Below are 16546 nucleotides of genomic sequence, written 5' to 3'. Positions count from 1 at the left end.
GCCGGCGCCGGCGCGGGGGAGCGCTGCAACATGACGAAGATGTAATGGTTTGGAGCTGCCGCGGGACTTTGATCCGCGGCAGTTTCCTTTTATCGATAGGGCACTCGGCTGGAATGCCCAATGTCCTCGCAGACCAATAACAACAAGCTCGCGATCAAATTTCGCTGCCCCAGGGAGCTCGAAGGCCTGCTGCCACAGCCGGTCCCGGCCAATCTCGGCGTTCCTGAGTGGCTCAAGGCGATGCCGACGACGGCCTTCAGCGCTCTCAATCAGCAGGATGACGAGACGGTCAAACGCTGCCCGCCCTTCATTGACGCGATGACATGCGGATTCCTGATCCCGCTGATCTGCGACCTCAAGGTCGAGGATGGCGAGATGAGCTGGGACAACGATATCCCACCCGGCGGCGAGATCGATTTTCCGCGCTCGCCGGTCAGCTTCCATGATCAGGGCCAGCTCACCGGCTCACCGCTGTTCGAGGCCGACCGCTTCGTCATCAAGTTTCACAATCTCTGGACTATCGATGTGCCGGAAGGCTATTCGCTGTTCTTCACGCATCCGGTCAATCGCTTCGACCTGCCGTTCACCACGCTGAGCGGCCTCGTCGATTGCGATCGCTATCGCGACAACTGGATCCATTTTCCGGCGCATTGGCACAACACCGGCTTTCGCGGCGTGCTGCCCAAGGGCACGCCGATCGCGCAGTGCATTCCGGTCAAGCGCGAGGACTGGACGCGGCAGACCTCCGCCTTCACCGAGGACGAAGCGCAGAAGGTTCATGCCTTGCGCGCCGCGCTGAAGCGCGAGCCGGGCCTGTACCGGCGGAAATTCAGGGCGTAGCCGCCCGTTCGGGCTCGCGCTCCAGAAACTTCGCCGCCGCGCTCGGCCGGAAAAAGAAGCGGCCGTGCGACGACGCCGCCATCGCGAAGGCGGCGCGGCCGAGCATATGCGGCCGCCCGCGAAACACCGAACGCAGCGCGGCCTCGCCATTGTTGCGCTCGCCTATCTCCATGAGGCAGATCGCGAGATTGGCCCGGGAGAGCGTGTCGTCCGGGCGAAGCCCGAGCGCGTGGCGGTAGGTGTCGGCGGCTTCTGCATAGGCGCCGTCGAGGAGCTCCGCCCAGGCAAGTTCGGTCAGGATGTCGGCGCGCCCCGGCGCGGCTTTGCGCGCAGCAGTCAGGACGCGGCGCGCCTCGGCGCGGTTGTTGTTCCGTACATGCATGCGGCCGAGGTCGAGTTGCAGGTCGATGCTGGCAGGGGCGAGCGCGAGAGCGTCCTCGATGATTCCCACCGCCTCTCCGACCTCTCCGGCGTTCGCAAGCTGGCCGGCCAGCTCCTGAAAGGCCGGCAGATAGGCCGGTCGGCGTGCAGCGGTTCGGCGCAATTGCGCGAGGCCATCCACGATGCGCCTTGCGCCGCACAGGGCATGGCCCAGCAGCGTCTCGATTTCCGGATCGCCATTGCGCTTTGCGGCTTTCTCCAGCGGCCCGATCGCCTCCTGCGCGCGCTCCTGGCCGAGCAGGGCATGGGCCAGGATCAGCACGGCATTCCGGTCGGTGCGATTTGATTTCAGGGCTTCGGTCGCAAGCTGCCTTGCGATGTCGAACTGCTTGGCTCGCAGTGCCAGAAAAGCCTGCTGAAGCAGTTGGGCGACGTTGTTCGGCTTGCCGCTCACGGGGTGGCCTCTTCATTTGAGACACGTTGATTTTCCCGGTGCTTACCGCGTCCCCGTTGAAGCGTCCATCAACAGGTTCGTGAGGCGTCGGCAGCGGCGTCGCCCGGAATGCGGCCTTGATCTCATCGCCCAGCGGGATTATGAGCGAGACTTCAACCAGGAATTTCGCAGCCATGGATTTGACCCCGACCGCAACGCCCATCCGCCTTGCTCACGGGGAATTCCATGCCTGCATCGATCATCCTGTCGAACCTGTCGCTGTCCACGCCTGACGGCCGTCCTCTTCTTTCCAATCTCAACCTGACATTCGGCACTGAGCGGGCCGGTCTTGTCGGCCGCAATGGCGTCGGCAAGACAACGCTGCTCGCTGCGATCACGGGAGAGCATGTCCCTCAGTCGGGACGCGTTCTCATTGGCGGAACCTTGGGTCTGCTGCGCCAGGATGCCAGGCTCCCCGAGGGTGCCACGGTGATCGACCTGTTCGGCGCGCGTGCGGCGCTGGCGCTGCTTCGCCGCGCCGAGCGTGGCGATGCTTCGGCCGACGAGGTCGCCGACGTCGACTGGACGCTCGAAGCGCGGCTAGCGTCGGCGCTCGCGCGTGTCGGATTCGATCCTGGTCCCGACACGGAGCTGGATCATTTGTCGGGCGGACAGGTCACGCGGATCCGTCTTGCCGCGCTGGTCTTCGCCGAGCCGGATGTCCTGCTGCTGGACGAGCCCACCAATAATCTCGATCGGGATGGACGCGGTGCCGTGGTCGACTTGCTGGCGGGCTGGCGGCGCGGTGCGATCGTGGTCAGCCACGATCGGGATCTGCTCGAGACCATGGATGCTATCGTCGAGTTGACGTCGCTCGGGGCAAGACGATATGGCGGCAATTGGAGCAGGTACCGCGAGCAGAGGGCCGTTGAGCTCGCGGCTGTCAGGCACGACCTTGCGCATGCCGAGAAGCATCTCGCCGAGATCGACGGCAAGGCGCAGGAAGCCGCGGAGCGGAAGGCGCGCAAGGACAGCGGCGGCAGGAAGAAGGGCGCGAGGGGCGATATCCCGCGCATCCTGGCCGGTGCCCGCAAGGATCGCAGCGAGGACAGCGGCGGAAAGACCGCGCAGATCGCCGAAAGGCGCCGCGCGGAGGCCATCGATGCGCTCGACACGGCACGCCGGCGTATCGAGATTCTTCAGCCGTTGTCCGTGAAATTGCCCTCGACCAACCTGCCGGCGGGCAGGGAGGTGGTTTGGCTCGACCGGATCAGTGCCGGCTATCATCCGGAGCGCGCGATCCTGCGCGATCTGTCTTTGGCGATGGTCGGGCCCGAGCGCGTTGCCATCGTCGGGCCGAACGGCTCCGGCAAGACAACCCTGCTGAAACTCATTACGGGAGAAATCTGCCCTCTTGCGGGCACGTTGCGGGTCCGGCCCGACTTCGCGCTGTTCGACCAGAAGATCAGCCTGCTCGATCCCGCGGTCTCCATCCTGGATAATTTCAGGCGTCTCAATCCAAAGGCGGGCACGAACGAATGCCATGCCGCCCTGGCCCGTTTCATGTTTCGCGCCGACGCCGCCTTGCAGATCGTCGGAAGCCTGAGCGGCGGGCAGCTGCTTCGTGCCGGCCTTGCCTGCGTGTTTGGCGGCGCGACACCGCCGTCCCTGCTGATCCTGGATGAGCCGACCAATCATCTGGACATCGAGTCCATCGAAGCCGTCGAAGCGGGCTTGCGGGCCTATGACGGCGCGTTGCTCGTCGTCAGTCATGACGAGGCGTTCCTGCAGGCGATCGGGATCGCGCGGCGGCTCGATCTTGGCGCCAGGGTGCAACGCGGGCATGGCGGGATCATCTGATCCCGCCTCGCGGTTCGGCGTGACAACAGGTCTTGGCAGAGATTTTCAAAAACCCGACGCCCTGCCCCCAGCGCGTCGGGTGGAAAGAAATGAGTATCAATCGGTGATCCCAACGCATGTGTTGTGACGCGTACCTCACCGATTTACCATTCCGGGAAACTACCGCGTCGGAACCGGGTTGCTCGTGGTGTCGATGCGCGCGGCGTTACGCGCCGCCGCCCGGTTCCAGCGACTCGCCGATCTCCAGCGGATGCGCCATGGTCTCGTGCAGCGCCTCGCGGTCGAGCTCGCCTTCGGAGATGCTGATGACGACGCAGGCGACGCCGTTGCCGATCAGGTTGGTCAGCGCGCGGCACTCGCTCATGAACTTGTCGATGCCGACCAGGATCGCGATCGACTGGATCGGGATGTCGGGCACGATCGAGAGCGTCGCGGCGAGTGTGATGAAGCCGGCGCCCGTGACGCCCGAAGCCCCCTTCGAGGTGATCATGGCGATGCCCAGGATGCCGAGCTCCTGCCAGATCGTCAGATGCGTGTTGGTGGCCTGCGCCAGGAACAGCGTCGCCAGCGTCATGTAGATGTTGGTGCCGTCGAGATTGAAGCTGTAGCCGGTCGGAATGACGAGGCCGACCACCGAGCGCGAGGCGCCGAGATGCTCCATCTTCTGGATCATCTGCGGCAGCACCGTCTCCGACGACGAGGTGCCGAGCACGATCAGGAGCTCGTCCTTGATGTAGGCGATGAAACGCAGGATCGAGAAGCCGGCGAGCCGCGCGATCGAGCCCAGCACGATCAGCACGAACAGGATGCTGGTGAGATAGAACGTGCCGATCAGGGCGGCGAGGTTGAGCAGCGAGCCGAGACCGTAGGCGCCGACGGTGAACGCCATGGCGCCGAATGCGCCGATCGGCGCGACGCGCACGATGATGCGGATGATGCCGAAGAACATCTTTGCGGCCTTGTCGATCGCCTCCGCGATCGGCTCGCCGGCCTTGCCGAGGAAGGCGATGGCAAAGCCCGAGAGGATCGAGACCAGCAGCACCTGCAACAGGTCGCCGCGCGCGATCGCGCCCACATAGCTGTCGGGGATGATCGCCATCAGATGGGCGACGATGCCTTCCTCCTTGGCCTTGGTGACATAGGTCGCGACCGACTTCGGGTCGATGGTGGCGGGATCGATGTTGAAGCCGTGGCCGGGCTGGAGAATCTCGCCGACCAAAAGGCCGATGGCGAGCGCGACGGTCGAGACCGTCTCGAAATAGATCAGCGACTTCAGCCCGACCCGGCCGACGCGCTTGAGGTCGCCCATCGAGGAGATGCCGTGCACCACGGTGCAGAAGATCACCGGTGCGATCATCATCTTGATCAGCGCGATGAAGCCGTCGCCGAGCGGCTTCAGGGCCTTGCCAAGATCGGGATAGACATAGCCGATCAGCACCCCCAATGCGATCGCGATCAGCACCTGGACGTAGAGGATCTTGTACCAGGGCTGATGCCGGCGATGGATGGCTGGCTGGATCGCAATCTGTGTCATAGTCTCGGCCCCGGAACGCATTGATCTGGCAAAGCAAGATTCGAATATTGCAAGCGTTGAATCTTGTATGTGTTCCATCATGTGATGGCCGCCGCAGAAGCGACAATCACATTTTTGTCGGATCGCACGAAGATCAATCGCTGCACCGCAACGGGGGGAACATGACGATCTCGACAGGCTCGGGCGAGCAGGCACAGGACCGTTCTTCGCAAGGCTATTTTCCGCGTTGGACACTCAAGACCTCGGGCGTGATCATGCCGGAGGAGCGGCTGTCATGGGGCCAGACCGTCGTCTCCGGTCTTCAGCATTGCGTCGCAATGTCGGGTTCGACGATCATCGCGCCGCTGCTGATGGGGTTCGATCCCAATGTTGCAGTCCTGTTCTCCGGCATCGGCACGCTGATCTTTTTCGTCATCGTCGCGGGGCGTGTGCCGAGCTATCTCGGCTCGAGCTTCGCGTTCATCGCCGTCGTCCTCGCTGCCACCGGCTATGCCGGGCAGGGGCCGAATCCGAACTTGTCGGTTGCGCTCGGCGGCATCGTCGGAGCCGGGGTGCTGTACGGCCTGATAGCGCTGGTCGTGATGTGGTCGGGCATCGGTTGGGTCGAGCGCCTGATGCCACCGGCGGTCACCGGCGCTGTGGTCGCCGCCATCGGCCTCAACCTCGCGCCGGTCGCGGTCAAGGCGGTGAGCGCCAATGCGTTCGAGACCTGGATCGGGCTCGCGACCGTTCTGGTCATCGGCGTGGTTGCCGTCGCCGCACCTGGCCTGTGGCGCCGCCTGCCGATCATCCTCGGCGCGATCGGCGGATATCTTTTGTATTTTCTGTTCGCGAACGGCCTCGGCTTCGGCAAGCCGATCGACTTCACCCAGCTTGCGGCCGCGCCGTGGTTCGGCTTGCCGAACTTCACCACGCCGACCTTCCAGGCCGATGCGATCTTTCTGATCGCGCCGGTCGCGGTCATCCTCGTCGCCGAGAACCTCGGTCACATCAAGGCCGTCGGCGCCATGACGGGCCGCAGCCTCGACGGCTATCTCGGTCGCGCTTTGTTCGCCGACAGCCTCGCAACCATCGTGGCGGCCTGCGGCGGCGGCACCGGCGTCACGACCTATGCCGAGAACATCGGCGTCATGGCGGCGACCAAGGTCTATTCGACCTTGCTGTTCGCGTTCGCGGCCACCGTGTCGATCCTGCTCGGCTTCTCGCCGAAATTCGGCGCGCTGATCCTGTCTATTCCGGGTCCCGTCATCGGTGGCCTCTCGATCGTGCTGTTCGGATTGATCGCCGCGATGGCGGGCAGGATCTGGGTCGAGAACAAGGTCGACTTCGCCAATCCCGCGAACCTGATCACCGTCGCCGTCGCACTCACCGCGGGCGCGGGCGATCTCACGCTCAAATTCGGCGCATTCACGCTCGGCGGGATCGGCACGGCGACCTTCGGCGCCATCATCCTCTATCAGATCCTGACCTCGCCGCTGGCGTGCCGCGCGGAATGAATCCCAGCGATGCGCTGCGGGATGGAACAAAACACCGGTTCCATCCATGATGAAGCATCCCGGAGAAAGCTCATGCCACAGACCGATCGCTCGACCACATTTTCCTCGCGCCTCGTCGGCCAATATGCGCTGGTGACCGGTGCCTCCCAAGGCATCGGCCGCGCGGTCGCCGTCAGGCTGGCCCAGGAAGGCGCAACCGTCGCCATCAATTATGTCGATCACCCCGAGAAGGCCGAGGAAACACTTGCAGCTGCAAAAACGGGATCGAGCGATCGCGGTCATGGCAAGCTTGACCATGTCATCGTCAAGGCCGACGTCAGCAATGAGCAGGAGGTCGCTGCGATGTTCGAGACCATCCTGGCGCGCTGGAAGCGCCTCGACTGTCTCGTCAACAATGCCGGCTTCCAGCGGGAGTCGCCGAGCGAGGCGCTCGACATCGATACCTATCGCCGCATTATCGACGTCAATCTCAACGGTGCCGTGCTCTGCGCGCAGAAGGCGCTGGCGCATTTCGTCGCGCGTGGTGGAGGCGGCAGCATCATCAATTGCTCCAGCGTCCACCAGATCATTCCCAAACCTGGCTATCTCGCTTATTCGATCAGCAAAGGCGGCATCGCCAATCTGACGCGCACGCTGGCGCTGGAGTTCGGCGGCCGCGGCATTCGCGTCAATGCTGTCGGTCCCGGCGCGATCGACACGCCGATCAACGCGGCGTGGACCGGCGATCCGGAAAAGCGCGGCGTCGTCACCAGCCACATTCCGCTTGGCCGTGTCGGCACGCCGGAAGAGATCGCCGCCGTGTTCGCGTTCCTCGCCTCGGATGAAGCGGGCTACATCACGGGCCAAACCATTTATGCCTGCGGGGGCCTGACGCTATTCCCTGAGTTTCGCGAGAACTGGGCGAGCTAGAACCGTGGAGCCACGACCGAAACCACCAACTCATCACCCCCTGTGTCGACCGGTTCAAAAATCTGCTGCGAGCAGGTCGTAAGAGCCTCGGCTGCCGCGAACATACTTCCGGGCCGCGGTGGCACATATCAAGTCGCGGTTGGAATCGAATGCGATCAGAAATCCCGATTCGCTGGAATGGGTGCCCGGTTGAATCCGCTTCAATGCGCCTTCGTCTATGAAGAACGAGGCCTCGATGGCGCTGTCGTGCCCCCAGAACCGCACGGCATGCCGCGTCCGGTCATATGAGCGGCTGTGATTTGGGAAGTCGATCATGGTTGAGGCCGATCAGGTTGCAGGTGCCGCGCGTCGGCCTTTTCGCGGTTTGAGTCGGGGCACGCTGGGGGGCCGACGTTCGACCTGCGTATGTCAGGAACACGGACGCTTCGTCGAGACGGGTCGCGCCTTTTATGGAGATGATGATTTGGCAACAGGGTTACAACCCGGTTGGATGCCGGTCGCGACAAATAGTTCTCGGTAAGCCTCGCTATTCGGCGAAGGACTACTACATAGAGCCTATCACCGCTCGCCCCTCGGCTGTTATCGGTGACTGAGAGCATTGCGCTCCCGCCGGAACCACAGGCGGTAGGCATGTCGGATTCCCCAAGATTCAGTGCTCGTGAGTGGCTCGTGCCTCCGGTCTTGCTGCCGATCTTCTTCGTGCTGCTGGTCGCTGCATCGATGCTCATCCAATGGTAGTCGCTCTCGGCGTGCCTTCGCCGCCGGCTCAGGCAGGCGGCTCGTCAGAGCCAATCCAGGCCTCGTTGGCTTGCGAGTTGAGCTCCAGGGCGATCGACGCTCTCGATCGAGCCCGCGAGATGCCGTCGGGAGACAAGCGCATTGCGGCAATGCGCAAGGCAGCGATCCTCGGAAACGCTGCTGAAATCCTCGCGTATTTTTCGCCAGCGAAGGCGCCCAAGCAAGATCACGACGCCGCTGAAATCCCGCCCTTGTGACGTAACGTTCCACTGAAATCAGGTCCGGCAGCAACCCTCGTGACACAGTCGCCAATGCTCGAGATCGATCTCCGCGCGGGCCAGCAGCTCGGCGGCGGAGAATCGTATGAGGATGCTCTGGCGGCGGAGAATGTCAGCCTGCGGCTTCTCCTTGCCCAGGCCGAGATCAACACGAAGGGCCTGCTTGCCAGGGCGGGCATCGACGCCAGGGAGCGCGAGACGTCCGACAAGCTGCAAAAGCTGATCCTCGAAGAGCTGCATCACCGCATCAAGAACACGCTCGCGACCGTCTCCGGCATCGTCTCCCAGAGCTTGCGCGGCGAGCAGGGCGTGGCGCACGCACAGCAGGCCATCGCGGGCCGGCTGCTTGCGCTTGGCCGTGCGCACGATCTGCTCGTGCGGGCGAGTTGGTCGAGCGCCGATCTCGGGGCGGTCGTCCGCAGCGCCATCGAAGCTTTCGACGATCCCGCTGAATCGAAGTTTTCGATTTCGGGGCCCGATATCCGGATCAATTCCAGTACTGTGATCGCCATCGCGATGACGCTCAATGAGCTTTGCACCAACGCCACGAAATACGGTGCCTTTTCAGTTCCAAAGGGGCGCGTCGACCTCCGCTGGTCGATCGAGCAGCAGACGCAACGCTTGTGTTTGGCCTGGATCGAGAAGGATGGTCCGTTGATCCAGCGCCCTGCAAAGCGCAGCTTTGGAACGCGATTGATCGAAACGCTCGGGCGCCAGCTCCAGGGCGACGTTCAATTGACCTACGCGGAGAGTGGCTTCGCGTACATGTTCGACGCTCCACTGGCTTTTTTGACTGTCCCGACACTGGCCTAGCCGGCAAGTGGCAGGCTGAACACGCGGAGACTTTCGAAAAAAGGAGCCCGCATGTTCAAATTTCTTCAGTATCGTGCAAAGGCGGCCGCGTATGGCGAACTGGCGAGTAGCTCGCCGGGCAGGGCTGATACCCACAAACACTGCCGGCGAGACGGAGCGACTGCGTGGCGCAGCCCTCGCGGCGGAGGAAGAGCGCGTTTTGCGCTGCCTCGGCGCGGCCGTCATCATGCAATGGAATTCGTTGCCGACGACGCTTCAGCGGGAGATCTTCGACACCGCCGGATCGGTCGGAACATTGCTGGATCTCGCGGCCGTCGTGACGCGCGGTGACGTTCGCCGTCGCGGCACGTTCCGAGGCAATTCAGCAACAGTCTGCAAAAAGTAAAATCCCAGCGGCAGGTTCCCGGCCGACTTCAACCGAATGGTTGATGTTGGCCCTGGCGCCTTGGGTCACATTCGCGGCGGCCATCGCCAATGCCGGCGGCGGTATCGGCCACGAACGCAACGTTCCCGGTGGCCGCGGCTCCGTATCAATCCAGTGGTAGGTAGAATTCGCTCGCATGACGCTGCGATGGTTGAGTGCAGGCCTCGGGCTTCTGAACCTGGGCGCGGTGACGACATCCGCGCAGCAGACGCCGCCGCAACCGCACCCGGCATCGTCGTCGCAGCAGGCGGCGCCCAAGCTTGCCAGCATCGACCGCAACGGCGTGCTGATGCTGATCCGCTCGACGCTGCTCGCGCTCGACCACGCTAACAAGACCGGCAATTACACAGTGCTGCGCGATCTCGGTGCCCCCGGATTCCAGGTGAACACCGCAGCAGGGCTGGCGGAGATTTTTGCCGAGCAGCGCGGCGACAAGCTCGATCTGTCCGGCGTCGCGGTCATCGACCCGCAATTGTCGCTGTTGCCGCAGATCGAGCCGAACGGTCTGCTGCGCATGGCAGGATTTTTTCCGTCGGTGCCGACGCAGGTGAATTTCGAATTGCTGTTCGCGCCGGTCGAAGGACAATGGCGCGTGTTCGGTGTGTCCTTGTCGGTCGGTCAGTCCGCGCCGGTTGCACCCAGCGCGCCCGAGGCGTCGCCCGGCAAGGCGGTCGTCTCGCAGAAACAGGCCCCGCCGCCGAAACGGGTGTGCCTGCGAAATAGCCGGCCGCCCTCAACGCAACGATTGTCGAGCAAGATTGAACGCGGCTTGCTTAAGAACGGAGCATAGCAGTCGTCCCGTGATTCATGTCCGCGATCGCATGCCGCTTCGTCGCGCAACGCGCTTCTCAATATTCGTGCACGCGAAGTTTTGCGCTCGTCGCGAGCCCTGTGGTAGATTGCTTCTGGAGGCGCCAATGCCCCACATGTCGTTTGGGATGAAGAGTTGGTCGTGACGTCTGAAGCTGCTCTGCTGTCAGAGCTGATCGGCCTCGTTTATGACGCCGCGCTCGATCCCACTTTGTGGCCGCGTGCTCTTGAGCAGGCCTGCCTGTTCGTCGGCGGCTCCTCCGGAAACCTGTTCTGGCACGACGCGACAACCGGGCAATCCGCGGTGCTTCATCTCTTCAACGAAGAGCCGCAGTACACGAAGCTCTATTTCGAGAAATATCTTCCCTTGAATCCGTGCTTTCCGGCCGCGACCTTCTTCGATGCCGGCGTGGTCTACGGATCGACCGATCTCATTCCCTTCGAGGAAATGGTCGAGACCAGCTTCTATGACGGGTGGATGAAGCCGCAGGGCATCATCGATGGGCTGGCGGCAAATCTGGAGAGGAGCGCCACCAGCTCGTCAGTGATCAGCGTTCGCATGCACGAGAGGGACGGCCTCGTCGATGCCGACGATCGCCGACGGCTTGCGCTGATCGTTCCGCATTTCCAGCGCGCCGTCTCGATCGGACGACTGTTCGACCAGAGCAAGGCGACGCAGGCGGTGTTGACCCAGACGCTCGACAGCGTCGCGGCCGCCGTCTTCCTGGTTGGCCCGGGCGGTCGCCTGGTCTTCACCAATGTGCCGGGGCGCGCCATGCTGGACGAAGCCTCGCTGCTGACCGAGAGAAACGGCACGTTGGCCGCCGCCGCGCCGGAGGCGCAGCGGGCTTTGCGCGATGCGCTCGCGGCCGCTGAGAACGGCAATGCCTCGGCCGGCGGTGGCGGCCCGATTCCGCTTTCGGCGGCGCTGCCCGGCCGCTGGTTTGCCAATGTGCTGCCGCTGACCACGGGCGACCGGCAGCGCACCGGTGCATTGCATTCCGCCATTGCCGCGGTTTTCATCGGCAAGACCTCGCCGGCAAGTCCGCCGCCGCTGGAGGCGCTGGCAAAGCTCTACAAGCTCACGGCGAGCGAGATCCGCGTGATCGACGCCGTCATGAAGGTGAGCGGGGTGAAAGCCCTGGCCGACCTGCTCGGGTTGACCCAGGCCACCGTCAAGACGCATCTCCACAACGTCTTCCGCAAGACCGGAACCGCACGGCAGAGTGAGCTCGTCAAGCTGATTGCCGGCTTCGAGCCGCCTGCGCGGGAGTGATCTGGCAAAACCGGCCGGCGCAGACTACATCTGCGCCATGACAAGCTCTCCGGTGGCAAATTCCCCGCTCGAAGATTTCGTCGGCCGGCACGAACGTCTGTTCGTGCTGACCGGCGCCGGCTGTAGCACCAATTCGGGCATTCCCGACTATCGCGACAGCCATGGCAATTGGAAGCGGACCCAGCCGGTCAATTTCCAGGCCTTCATGTCGGAAGAGCATACGCGACAGCGCTATTGGGCGCGCAGCCTGATCGGCTGGCGGCGGTTCGGCCAGGCGAGGCCGAATGATGCACATCATGCGCTCGCCCGCCTCGAGGCGAGCGGGCGCTGCGAGATGCTGCTGACCCAGAATGTCGACCGGCTGCATCAATCCGCCGGCCATCGGCAGGTGATCGACCTGCATGGTCGGCTGGACCTCGTCCGCTGCATGGGCTGCGGAGCGAAGATTCCGCGCAACGAATTCCAGGATGCGCTCGGCCGCGCCAATGCAGAATGGCTCACGCTCGATGCCGCGGATGCGCCGGACGGCGACGCGGATCTTGAGCACGCGGATTTTTCGTCGTTCAAGGTGCCTTCTTGCGAAGCCTGCGGCGGCATCCTCAAGCCCGACGTCGTGTTCTTCGGCGAGAACGTGCCGCGCGAAATTGTCGCCACCGCGCAGGACCATCTGTCGCAGGCCGACGCGATGCTGATCGTCGGCTCCTCGCTGATGGTCTATTCCGGCTTTCGCTTCGTGCAGGCGGCCGCGCAGCGGCAGATTCCGATCGCTGCGGTCAATCTCGGACGCACCCGCGCCGACGATCTGCTCACGCTCAAGGTCGAGGAGCGCTGCGAAGCGGCGCTTGCATTCCTGCTCTGATCATACGGGCGGCGAACACGCCTTGCCTATTGCATGGGTGCCAAGCAGAATGGCGGGGCGCAGCATGCTTGGCACGCCTCATGGCACGGAAATTGCTGCGTTTTTGACGCCAATCCTGACGATCAGCCGGAGAATTTTGGAATGCTTGAGGGAGCCGAGGTACGGCTTGCCGTCGATATCGGTGGCACGTTCACCGACATCGTGCTGGACATGGGTTTGGAGCGCAAGACGCGCAAGGTGCTGACGACGCCGCAGCGCCCCGAACAGGCGGTGCTGGACGGGATGCGTCTCATTCTCGCCGATGCGCGCGCCCATATCAGCGACATCGACGTCTTCATTCACGGCACGACGCTGGCGACCAACGCGATCATCGAGCGCCGCGGCGCCAAGACGGCGCTGATCGCGACCGAGGGCTTTCGCGATGTGCTCGATATCGGCACCGAGAGCCGCTACGACCAGTACGATCTCAGCATCGACAAGCCAAAACCGCTGGCGCCGCGTTCGCTTCGGTTCACCGTGCCCGAGCGCATCGACGCGCATGGCGCCATCCGTCTCCCGCTCGACGAAGCGTCGGTGCGCGCACTCGCGCCGAAATTGCGCGAATTGAAGGTCGAGAGCGTCGCGATCGCCTTTCTGCACTCCTATGCCAATCCCGAGCACGAGCGGCGCGCGGCCGCGATCATCAGTGAGGAGATGCCTGGAATTTCCGTGACGGTGTCGTCGGCCGTGTGTCCGGAGATTCGCGAATATGAGCGCACCTCCACAGCGGTCGCCAATGCCTATGTGCAACCCCTGATCGACGGCTATCTCGCCCGCATGGCGGATGCCTTGCAGGTCGAGCAGTTCCGCGGCGCGATCTATCTCGTCACATCAGGCGGCGGCGTCACCTCGATCGAGACGGCGCGGCGCTTTCCGGTGCGTCTCGTCGAATCCGGTCCGGCCGGCGGCGCCATCTTCGCGGCGCAGATCGCAGCGCGGCTCGGCGAGAGCAAGGTGCTGTCCTTCGACATGGGCGGCACCACGGCCAAGATCTGCCTGATCGAGAAGTATCAGCCCGAGACCTCGCGTGTGTTCGAGGTCGATCGCGCGGCGCGCTTCCTGAAGGGCTCCGGCCTGCCGGTGCGCATCCCCGTGATCGAGATGGTCGAGATCGGCGCCGGCGGCGGCTCGATCGCGCATGTCGACGCGATGAAGCGCGTCACCGTCGGCCCCGAGAGTGCCTCGTCGGAGCCGGGGCCGGCCTGCTACGGCCGCGGCGGCCAGCGTCCCGCGGTGACGGATGCGGACGTTGCACTCGGCATGATCGATCCCGACGCGTTTGCGGGCGGTACGATCAAGCTCGACCCGGAACTCTCGAAGCAGGCGTTGCTGCGCATCGTCGGCGAGCCGCTGGGCCTGTCGGCGGAAACGGCCGCCTATGCCGTGCACGAGGTCGTCTGCGAGAACATGGCGAGCGCGGCGCGCGTGCATGCGGTCGAGCGCGGCGAGATCGTCGGCCAGCACACGCTGATTGCGTTCGGCGGCGCCGCGCCGCTGCATGCGGCGCGCGTTGCCGAAAAGATCGGTGTTTCCCGGGTGATCGTGCCGTCGAATGCCGGCGTCGGCTCGGCGGTCGGATTCCTTGCGGCTCCGATCGCCTATGAGCTGGTGCGCAGCCGCCATGTCCGGCTCGACGATTTCGACACCGCAGCGGTCTCCGACTTGCTTCAGGAGATGGCGACTGAAACGCGTGCGCTGGTCGAGCCTGGTGCTGCCGGAGCGCCGGTGCGCGAGCGCCGCGCCGCCTTCATGCGCTATGTCGGCCAGGGCCACGAGATCACGATCGAGCTGCCGAACCGGCCGCTGACATCGGCCGATCTTGCCGGCCTGCGCCAGAAGTTCGAGGCGGATTACTCCGCGATGTTCGAGCGGTCGATTCCGGGCGCCGCGATCGAGGTCTTGAGCTGGTCGGTGCTTGCAACCACCGATGCGCGCAATCCCTCCGTCGTCGCGTCGGTCGTGCGCACACCCGCAGGCAAGGCCTCCGGCAGCCGCAAATTCTTCGACGGACGCGCGGGGGAAGTGATCGAGATCCCGCTCTATCGCCGCGAGGACATGGCGCCGGGCGCGACCATCGCGGGCCCCGCCGTGATCGCCGAGGACGAGACTTCCACCTTCGTCTCCAACAGTTTTGACGCCCATATCGACGGTGCCGGCAGCATCGTCATGGAACGGAAGGCGGCCTGATCATGAGCAAGGCAAATGGCGCGAGCCTGATCGACCTTCAGATCATGTGGCACCGGCTGATCGCCGTGGTCGAGGAGCAGGCGCAGGTGCTGCTCCGCACCGCCTTCAGCCCGATCGTGCGTGAATGCGGCGACCTCTCGGCCGGCGTGTTCGACCTCAAGGGGCGGATGCTGGCGCAGGCGGTGACGGGCACGCCCGGTCACGTCAACTCGATGGCGGAATCGGTCAAGCACTTCATCGCGAAATTCCCGATCGAGACGATGAAGGAAGGCGATGCCTACATCACCAACGATCCCTGGATGGGCACCGGCCATCTCAACGACTTCGTCGTGACCACGCCCTGCTTCAAGGACGGCAAGCCGGTCGCGCTGTTCTCCTGCACCAGCCATCTCATGGACATCGGCGGCATTGGCTTCGGGCCTGACGCCACCGACGTGTTCATGGAGGGGCTCTACATCCCCATGCTGAAGCTGATCGACCAGGGCGTCGTCAACGAGACGCTGATGGCGATGATCCGCACCAACACGCGGCTGCCGATCGACACCGAGGGCGACACCTATTCGCTCGCCGGCTGCAACGACGTCGGCTGCGAGCGCCTGGTCGAAATGATGACCGAGTTCGGCATCGATACGCTCGACGAGCTCGGCGATTACATCTGCGACCGTTCGCGCGAGGCCGTGCTGGCCGAGATCGCAAAGCTGCCGAAGGGCAGCTGGCGCAACACCATGGTCGTCGACGGTTATGACGCACCGGTGACGCTGGCGGCGACGCTGACGATCTCGGATACGGGCATCCACGTCGATTTCGACGGCACTTCGGTGGCTTCGAAGTTCGGCATCAACGTGCCGCTCTCCTACACCACGGCCTACACCGTGTTCGGCCTCGGCTGCGTCGTCGCCTCGCAAGTCCCGAACAATGCCGGTTCGCTCTCGCCGCTGACGGTGTCGGCTCCCCCTGGTGCGATCCTCAACGCGCCGAAGCCCGCACCGGTCGCCTCGCGCCACATCATCGGCCAGATGCTGCCCGACGTGGTGTTCGGCTGCCTGCGCCAGATCATTCCGGAGCGTGTGCCGGCGGAAGGCACCTCGTGCCTGTGGAATCTCAACGTGCGCGGCCAGACCCGCTCGGGCGCCGGCGGCAATTACGGATTCTCGATGGCGGTGACCTCCAACGGCGGCACCGGCGCGCGCTTTGCGAAGGACGGCCTGTCGGCCACCGCCTATCCCAGCGGAGTGCGCGGCACGCCGGTCGAGATCGCGGAGACGCAGACGCCCTTGATCTTCTGGCGCAAGGAGCTGCGGCCGGACTCCGGCGGAGCCGGGCGCAGCCGCGGCGGCCTCGGCCAGATCATCGAGGTCGGCAGCGGTGTCGATGCGCCATTCGACATTCTGGCGGCGTTCGACCGCATCGATCATCCGCCGCGCGGGCGCGATGGCGGCAAGAACGGCGAGGCCGGCTATGTCGGCCTCAAATCCGGAAAGAAGTTGCGCGGCAAGGGTTTTCAGCAGGTGCCGCCGGATGACCGGCTGGTGGTGATGACGCCCGGTGGCGCCGGCATCGGTGCGCCCACCGAGCGTGATCATGCAGCGGTGAAGGACGACATCGAGAGCGGGCTCGTGTCGGCCGACAACGCAATTGAGGTTTATGGGTACGCGCGCTGATACGTCAG

Annotated in this window: 14 protein-coding genes; 11 read left to right on the top strand and 3 right to left on the bottom strand. The window is 64.2% G+C overall.

Features of this window, described 5'->3' with window-relative positions:
• Nucleotides 1-120: 120 nt before the first annotated feature.
• Nucleotides 121-840: a hypothetical protein gene (locus tag AC1RR3_RS03080; protein ID WP_492819201.1), complete on the top strand. Its 720-nt coding sequence runs from the start codon at nucleotides 121-123 to the stop codon at nucleotides 838-840.
• Here AC1RR3_RS03080 and AC1RR3_RS03075 read toward each other — a convergent pair.
• Entirely contained in the window at nucleotides 830-1675 is an 846-nt protein-coding gene (locus tag AC1RR3_RS03075; protein WP_492819199.1) for a tetratricopeptide repeat protein, read from the bottom strand. The two genes, AC1RR3_RS03080 and AC1RR3_RS03075, sit on opposite strands and share 11 nt — an antisense overlap.
• Nucleotides 1676-1900: 225 nt before the next feature.
• Between AC1RR3_RS03075 and AC1RR3_RS03070 the strand changes: the two genes are divergently transcribed.
• The gene (locus tag AC1RR3_RS03070) at nucleotides 1901-3514 is read left to right on the top strand and encodes an ABC-F family ATP-binding cassette domain-containing protein (protein ID WP_492819197.1); all 1614 of its coding nucleotides are present in this window, start codon (nucleotides 1901-1903) and stop codon (nucleotides 3512-3514) included.
• Between the two features lie 205 nt (nucleotides 3515-3719).
• Here the strand turns inward: AC1RR3_RS03070 and AC1RR3_RS03065 are convergent, their stop codons facing one another.
• The gene (locus AC1RR3_RS03065) at nucleotides 3720-5048 is read right to left on the bottom strand and encodes a dicarboxylate/amino acid:cation symporter (RefSeq protein ID WP_492819195.1); all 1329 of its coding nucleotides are present in this window, start codon (nucleotides 5046-5048) and stop codon (nucleotides 3720-3722) included.
• A gap of 161 nt (nucleotides 5049-5209) precedes the next feature.
• Here AC1RR3_RS03065 and AC1RR3_RS03060 point away from each other — a divergent pair, with 161 nt between their 5' ends.
• Together AC1RR3_RS03060 and AC1RR3_RS03055 are read left to right on the top strand one after the other, a co-directional pair.
• Entirely contained in the window at nucleotides 5210-6544 is a 1335-nt protein-coding gene (locus tag AC1RR3_RS03060; protein ID WP_492819193.1) for a solute carrier family 23 protein, read from the top strand.
• A gap of 72 nt (nucleotides 6545-6616) precedes the next feature.
• Nucleotides 6617-7453: an SDR family oxidoreductase gene (locus AC1RR3_RS03055; RefSeq protein ID WP_492819191.1), complete on the top strand. Its 837-nt coding sequence runs from the start codon at nucleotides 6617-6619 to the stop codon at nucleotides 7451-7453.
• 54 nt (nucleotides 7454-7507) lie between these two features.
• Here AC1RR3_RS03055 and AC1RR3_RS03050 read toward each other — a convergent pair whose 3' ends face one another.
• Nucleotides 7508-7768, bottom strand: a complete 261-nt coding sequence (locus AC1RR3_RS03050) for a DUF1488 family protein (RefSeq protein WP_492819189.1) — start codon at nucleotides 7766-7768, stop codon at nucleotides 7508-7510.
• 734 nt (nucleotides 7769-8502) lie between these two features.
• On the opposite strand from AC1RR3_RS03050, the gene AC1RR3_RS03045 reads away from it, so the two are divergent.
• The 7 genes from AC1RR3_RS03045 (at nucleotide 8503) to AC1RR3_RS03015 (ending at nucleotide 16538) form a co-directional block, all read left to right on the top strand.
• On the top strand, nucleotides 8503-9282 hold the full coding sequence (locus AC1RR3_RS03045) for a sensor histidine kinase (protein WP_492819788.1): 780 nt from the start codon (nucleotides 8503-8505) through the stop codon (nucleotides 9280-9282).
• 91 nt (nucleotides 9283-9373) lie between these two features.
• Nucleotides 9374-9667: a hypothetical protein gene (locus AC1RR3_RS03040; protein ID WP_492819187.1), complete on the top strand. Its 294-nt coding sequence runs from the start codon at nucleotides 9374-9376 to the stop codon at nucleotides 9665-9667.
• A gap of 175 nt (nucleotides 9668-9842) precedes the next feature.
• On the top strand, nucleotides 9843-10496 hold the full coding sequence (locus AC1RR3_RS03035; protein ID WP_492819185.1) for a hypothetical protein: 654 nt from the start codon (nucleotides 9843-9845) through the stop codon (nucleotides 10494-10496).
• A gap of 162 nt (nucleotides 10497-10658) precedes the next feature.
• Nucleotides 10659-11792, top strand: coding sequence for a helix-turn-helix transcriptional regulator (locus AC1RR3_RS03030; RefSeq protein ID WP_492819183.1), 1134 nt, complete (start codon nucleotides 10659-10661; stop codon nucleotides 11790-11792).
• Nucleotides 11793-11829: 37 nt separating this feature from the next.
• Nucleotides 11830-12651: an NAD-dependent protein deacetylase gene (locus AC1RR3_RS03025; RefSeq protein WP_492819181.1), complete on the top strand. Its 822-nt coding sequence runs from the start codon at nucleotides 11830-11832 to the stop codon at nucleotides 12649-12651.
• A gap of 141 nt (nucleotides 12652-12792) precedes the next feature.
• A complete protein-coding gene (locus tag AC1RR3_RS03020) occupies nucleotides 12793-14877 on the top strand; it encodes a hydantoinase/oxoprolinase family protein (protein ID WP_492819179.1) in 2085 nt (694 codons plus the stop codon).
• Nucleotides 14878-14879: 2 nt separating this feature from the next.
• On the top strand, nucleotides 14880-16538 hold the full coding sequence (locus tag AC1RR3_RS03015) for a hydantoinase B/oxoprolinase family protein (RefSeq protein ID WP_492819177.1): 1659 nt from the start codon (nucleotides 14880-14882) through the stop codon (nucleotides 16536-16538).
• Nucleotides 16539-16546: the final 8 nt, after the last annotated feature.

It is taken from the genome of Bradyrhizobium sp. GW821-FHT13H05, assembly GCF_058804065.1.
This window is presented reverse-complemented; position numbering and strand designations above follow the sequence as displayed.

What these genes read in the sequence shown, in the direction of transcription:
- AC1RR3_RS03015 (WP_492819177.1), top strand. Translation starts at nt 14,880, where the DNA reads ATGAGCAAGGCAAATGGCGCGAGCCTGATCGACCTTCAGATCATGTGG.
- AC1RR3_RS03020 (WP_492819179.1), top strand. Translation starts at nt 12,793, where the DNA reads ATGCTTGAGGGAGCCGAGGTACGGCTTGCCGTCGATATCGGTGGCACG.
- AC1RR3_RS03070 (WP_492819197.1), top strand. Translation starts at nt 1,901, where the DNA reads ATGCCTGCATCGATCATCCTGTCGAACCTGTCGCTGTCCACGCCTGAC.
- AC1RR3_RS03035 (WP_492819185.1), top strand. Translation starts at nt 9,843, where the DNA reads ATGACGCTGCGATGGTTGAGTGCAGGCCTCGGGCTTCTGAACCTGGGC.
- AC1RR3_RS03080 (WP_492819201.1), top strand. Translation starts at nt 121, where the DNA reads ATGTCCTCGCAGACCAATAACAACAAGCTCGCGATCAAATTTCGCTGC.
- AC1RR3_RS03050 (WP_492819189.1), bottom strand. Translation starts at nt 7,768, where the DNA reads ATGATCGACTTCCCAAATCACAGCCGCTCATATGACCGGACGCGGCAT.
- AC1RR3_RS03045 (WP_492819788.1), top strand. Translation starts at nt 8,503, where the DNA reads ATGCTCGAGATCGATCTCCGCGCGGGCCAGCAGCTCGGCGGCGGAGAA.
- AC1RR3_RS03025 (WP_492819181.1), top strand. Translation starts at nt 11,830, where the DNA reads ATGACAAGCTCTCCGGTGGCAAATTCCCCGCTCGAAGATTTCGTCGGC.
- AC1RR3_RS03040 (WP_492819187.1), top strand. Translation starts at nt 9,374, where the DNA reads ATGGCGAACTGGCGAGTAGCTCGCCGGGCAGGGCTGATACCCACAAAC.
- AC1RR3_RS03065 (WP_492819195.1), bottom strand. Translation starts at nt 5,048, where the DNA reads ATGACACAGATTGCGATCCAGCCAGCCATCCATCGCCGGCATCAGCCC.
- AC1RR3_RS03055 (WP_492819191.1), top strand. Translation starts at nt 6,617, where the DNA reads ATGCCACAGACCGATCGCTCGACCACATTTTCCTCGCGCCTCGTCGGC.
- AC1RR3_RS03060 (WP_492819193.1), top strand. Translation starts at nt 5,210, where the DNA reads ATGACGATCTCGACAGGCTCGGGCGAGCAGGCACAGGACCGTTCTTCG.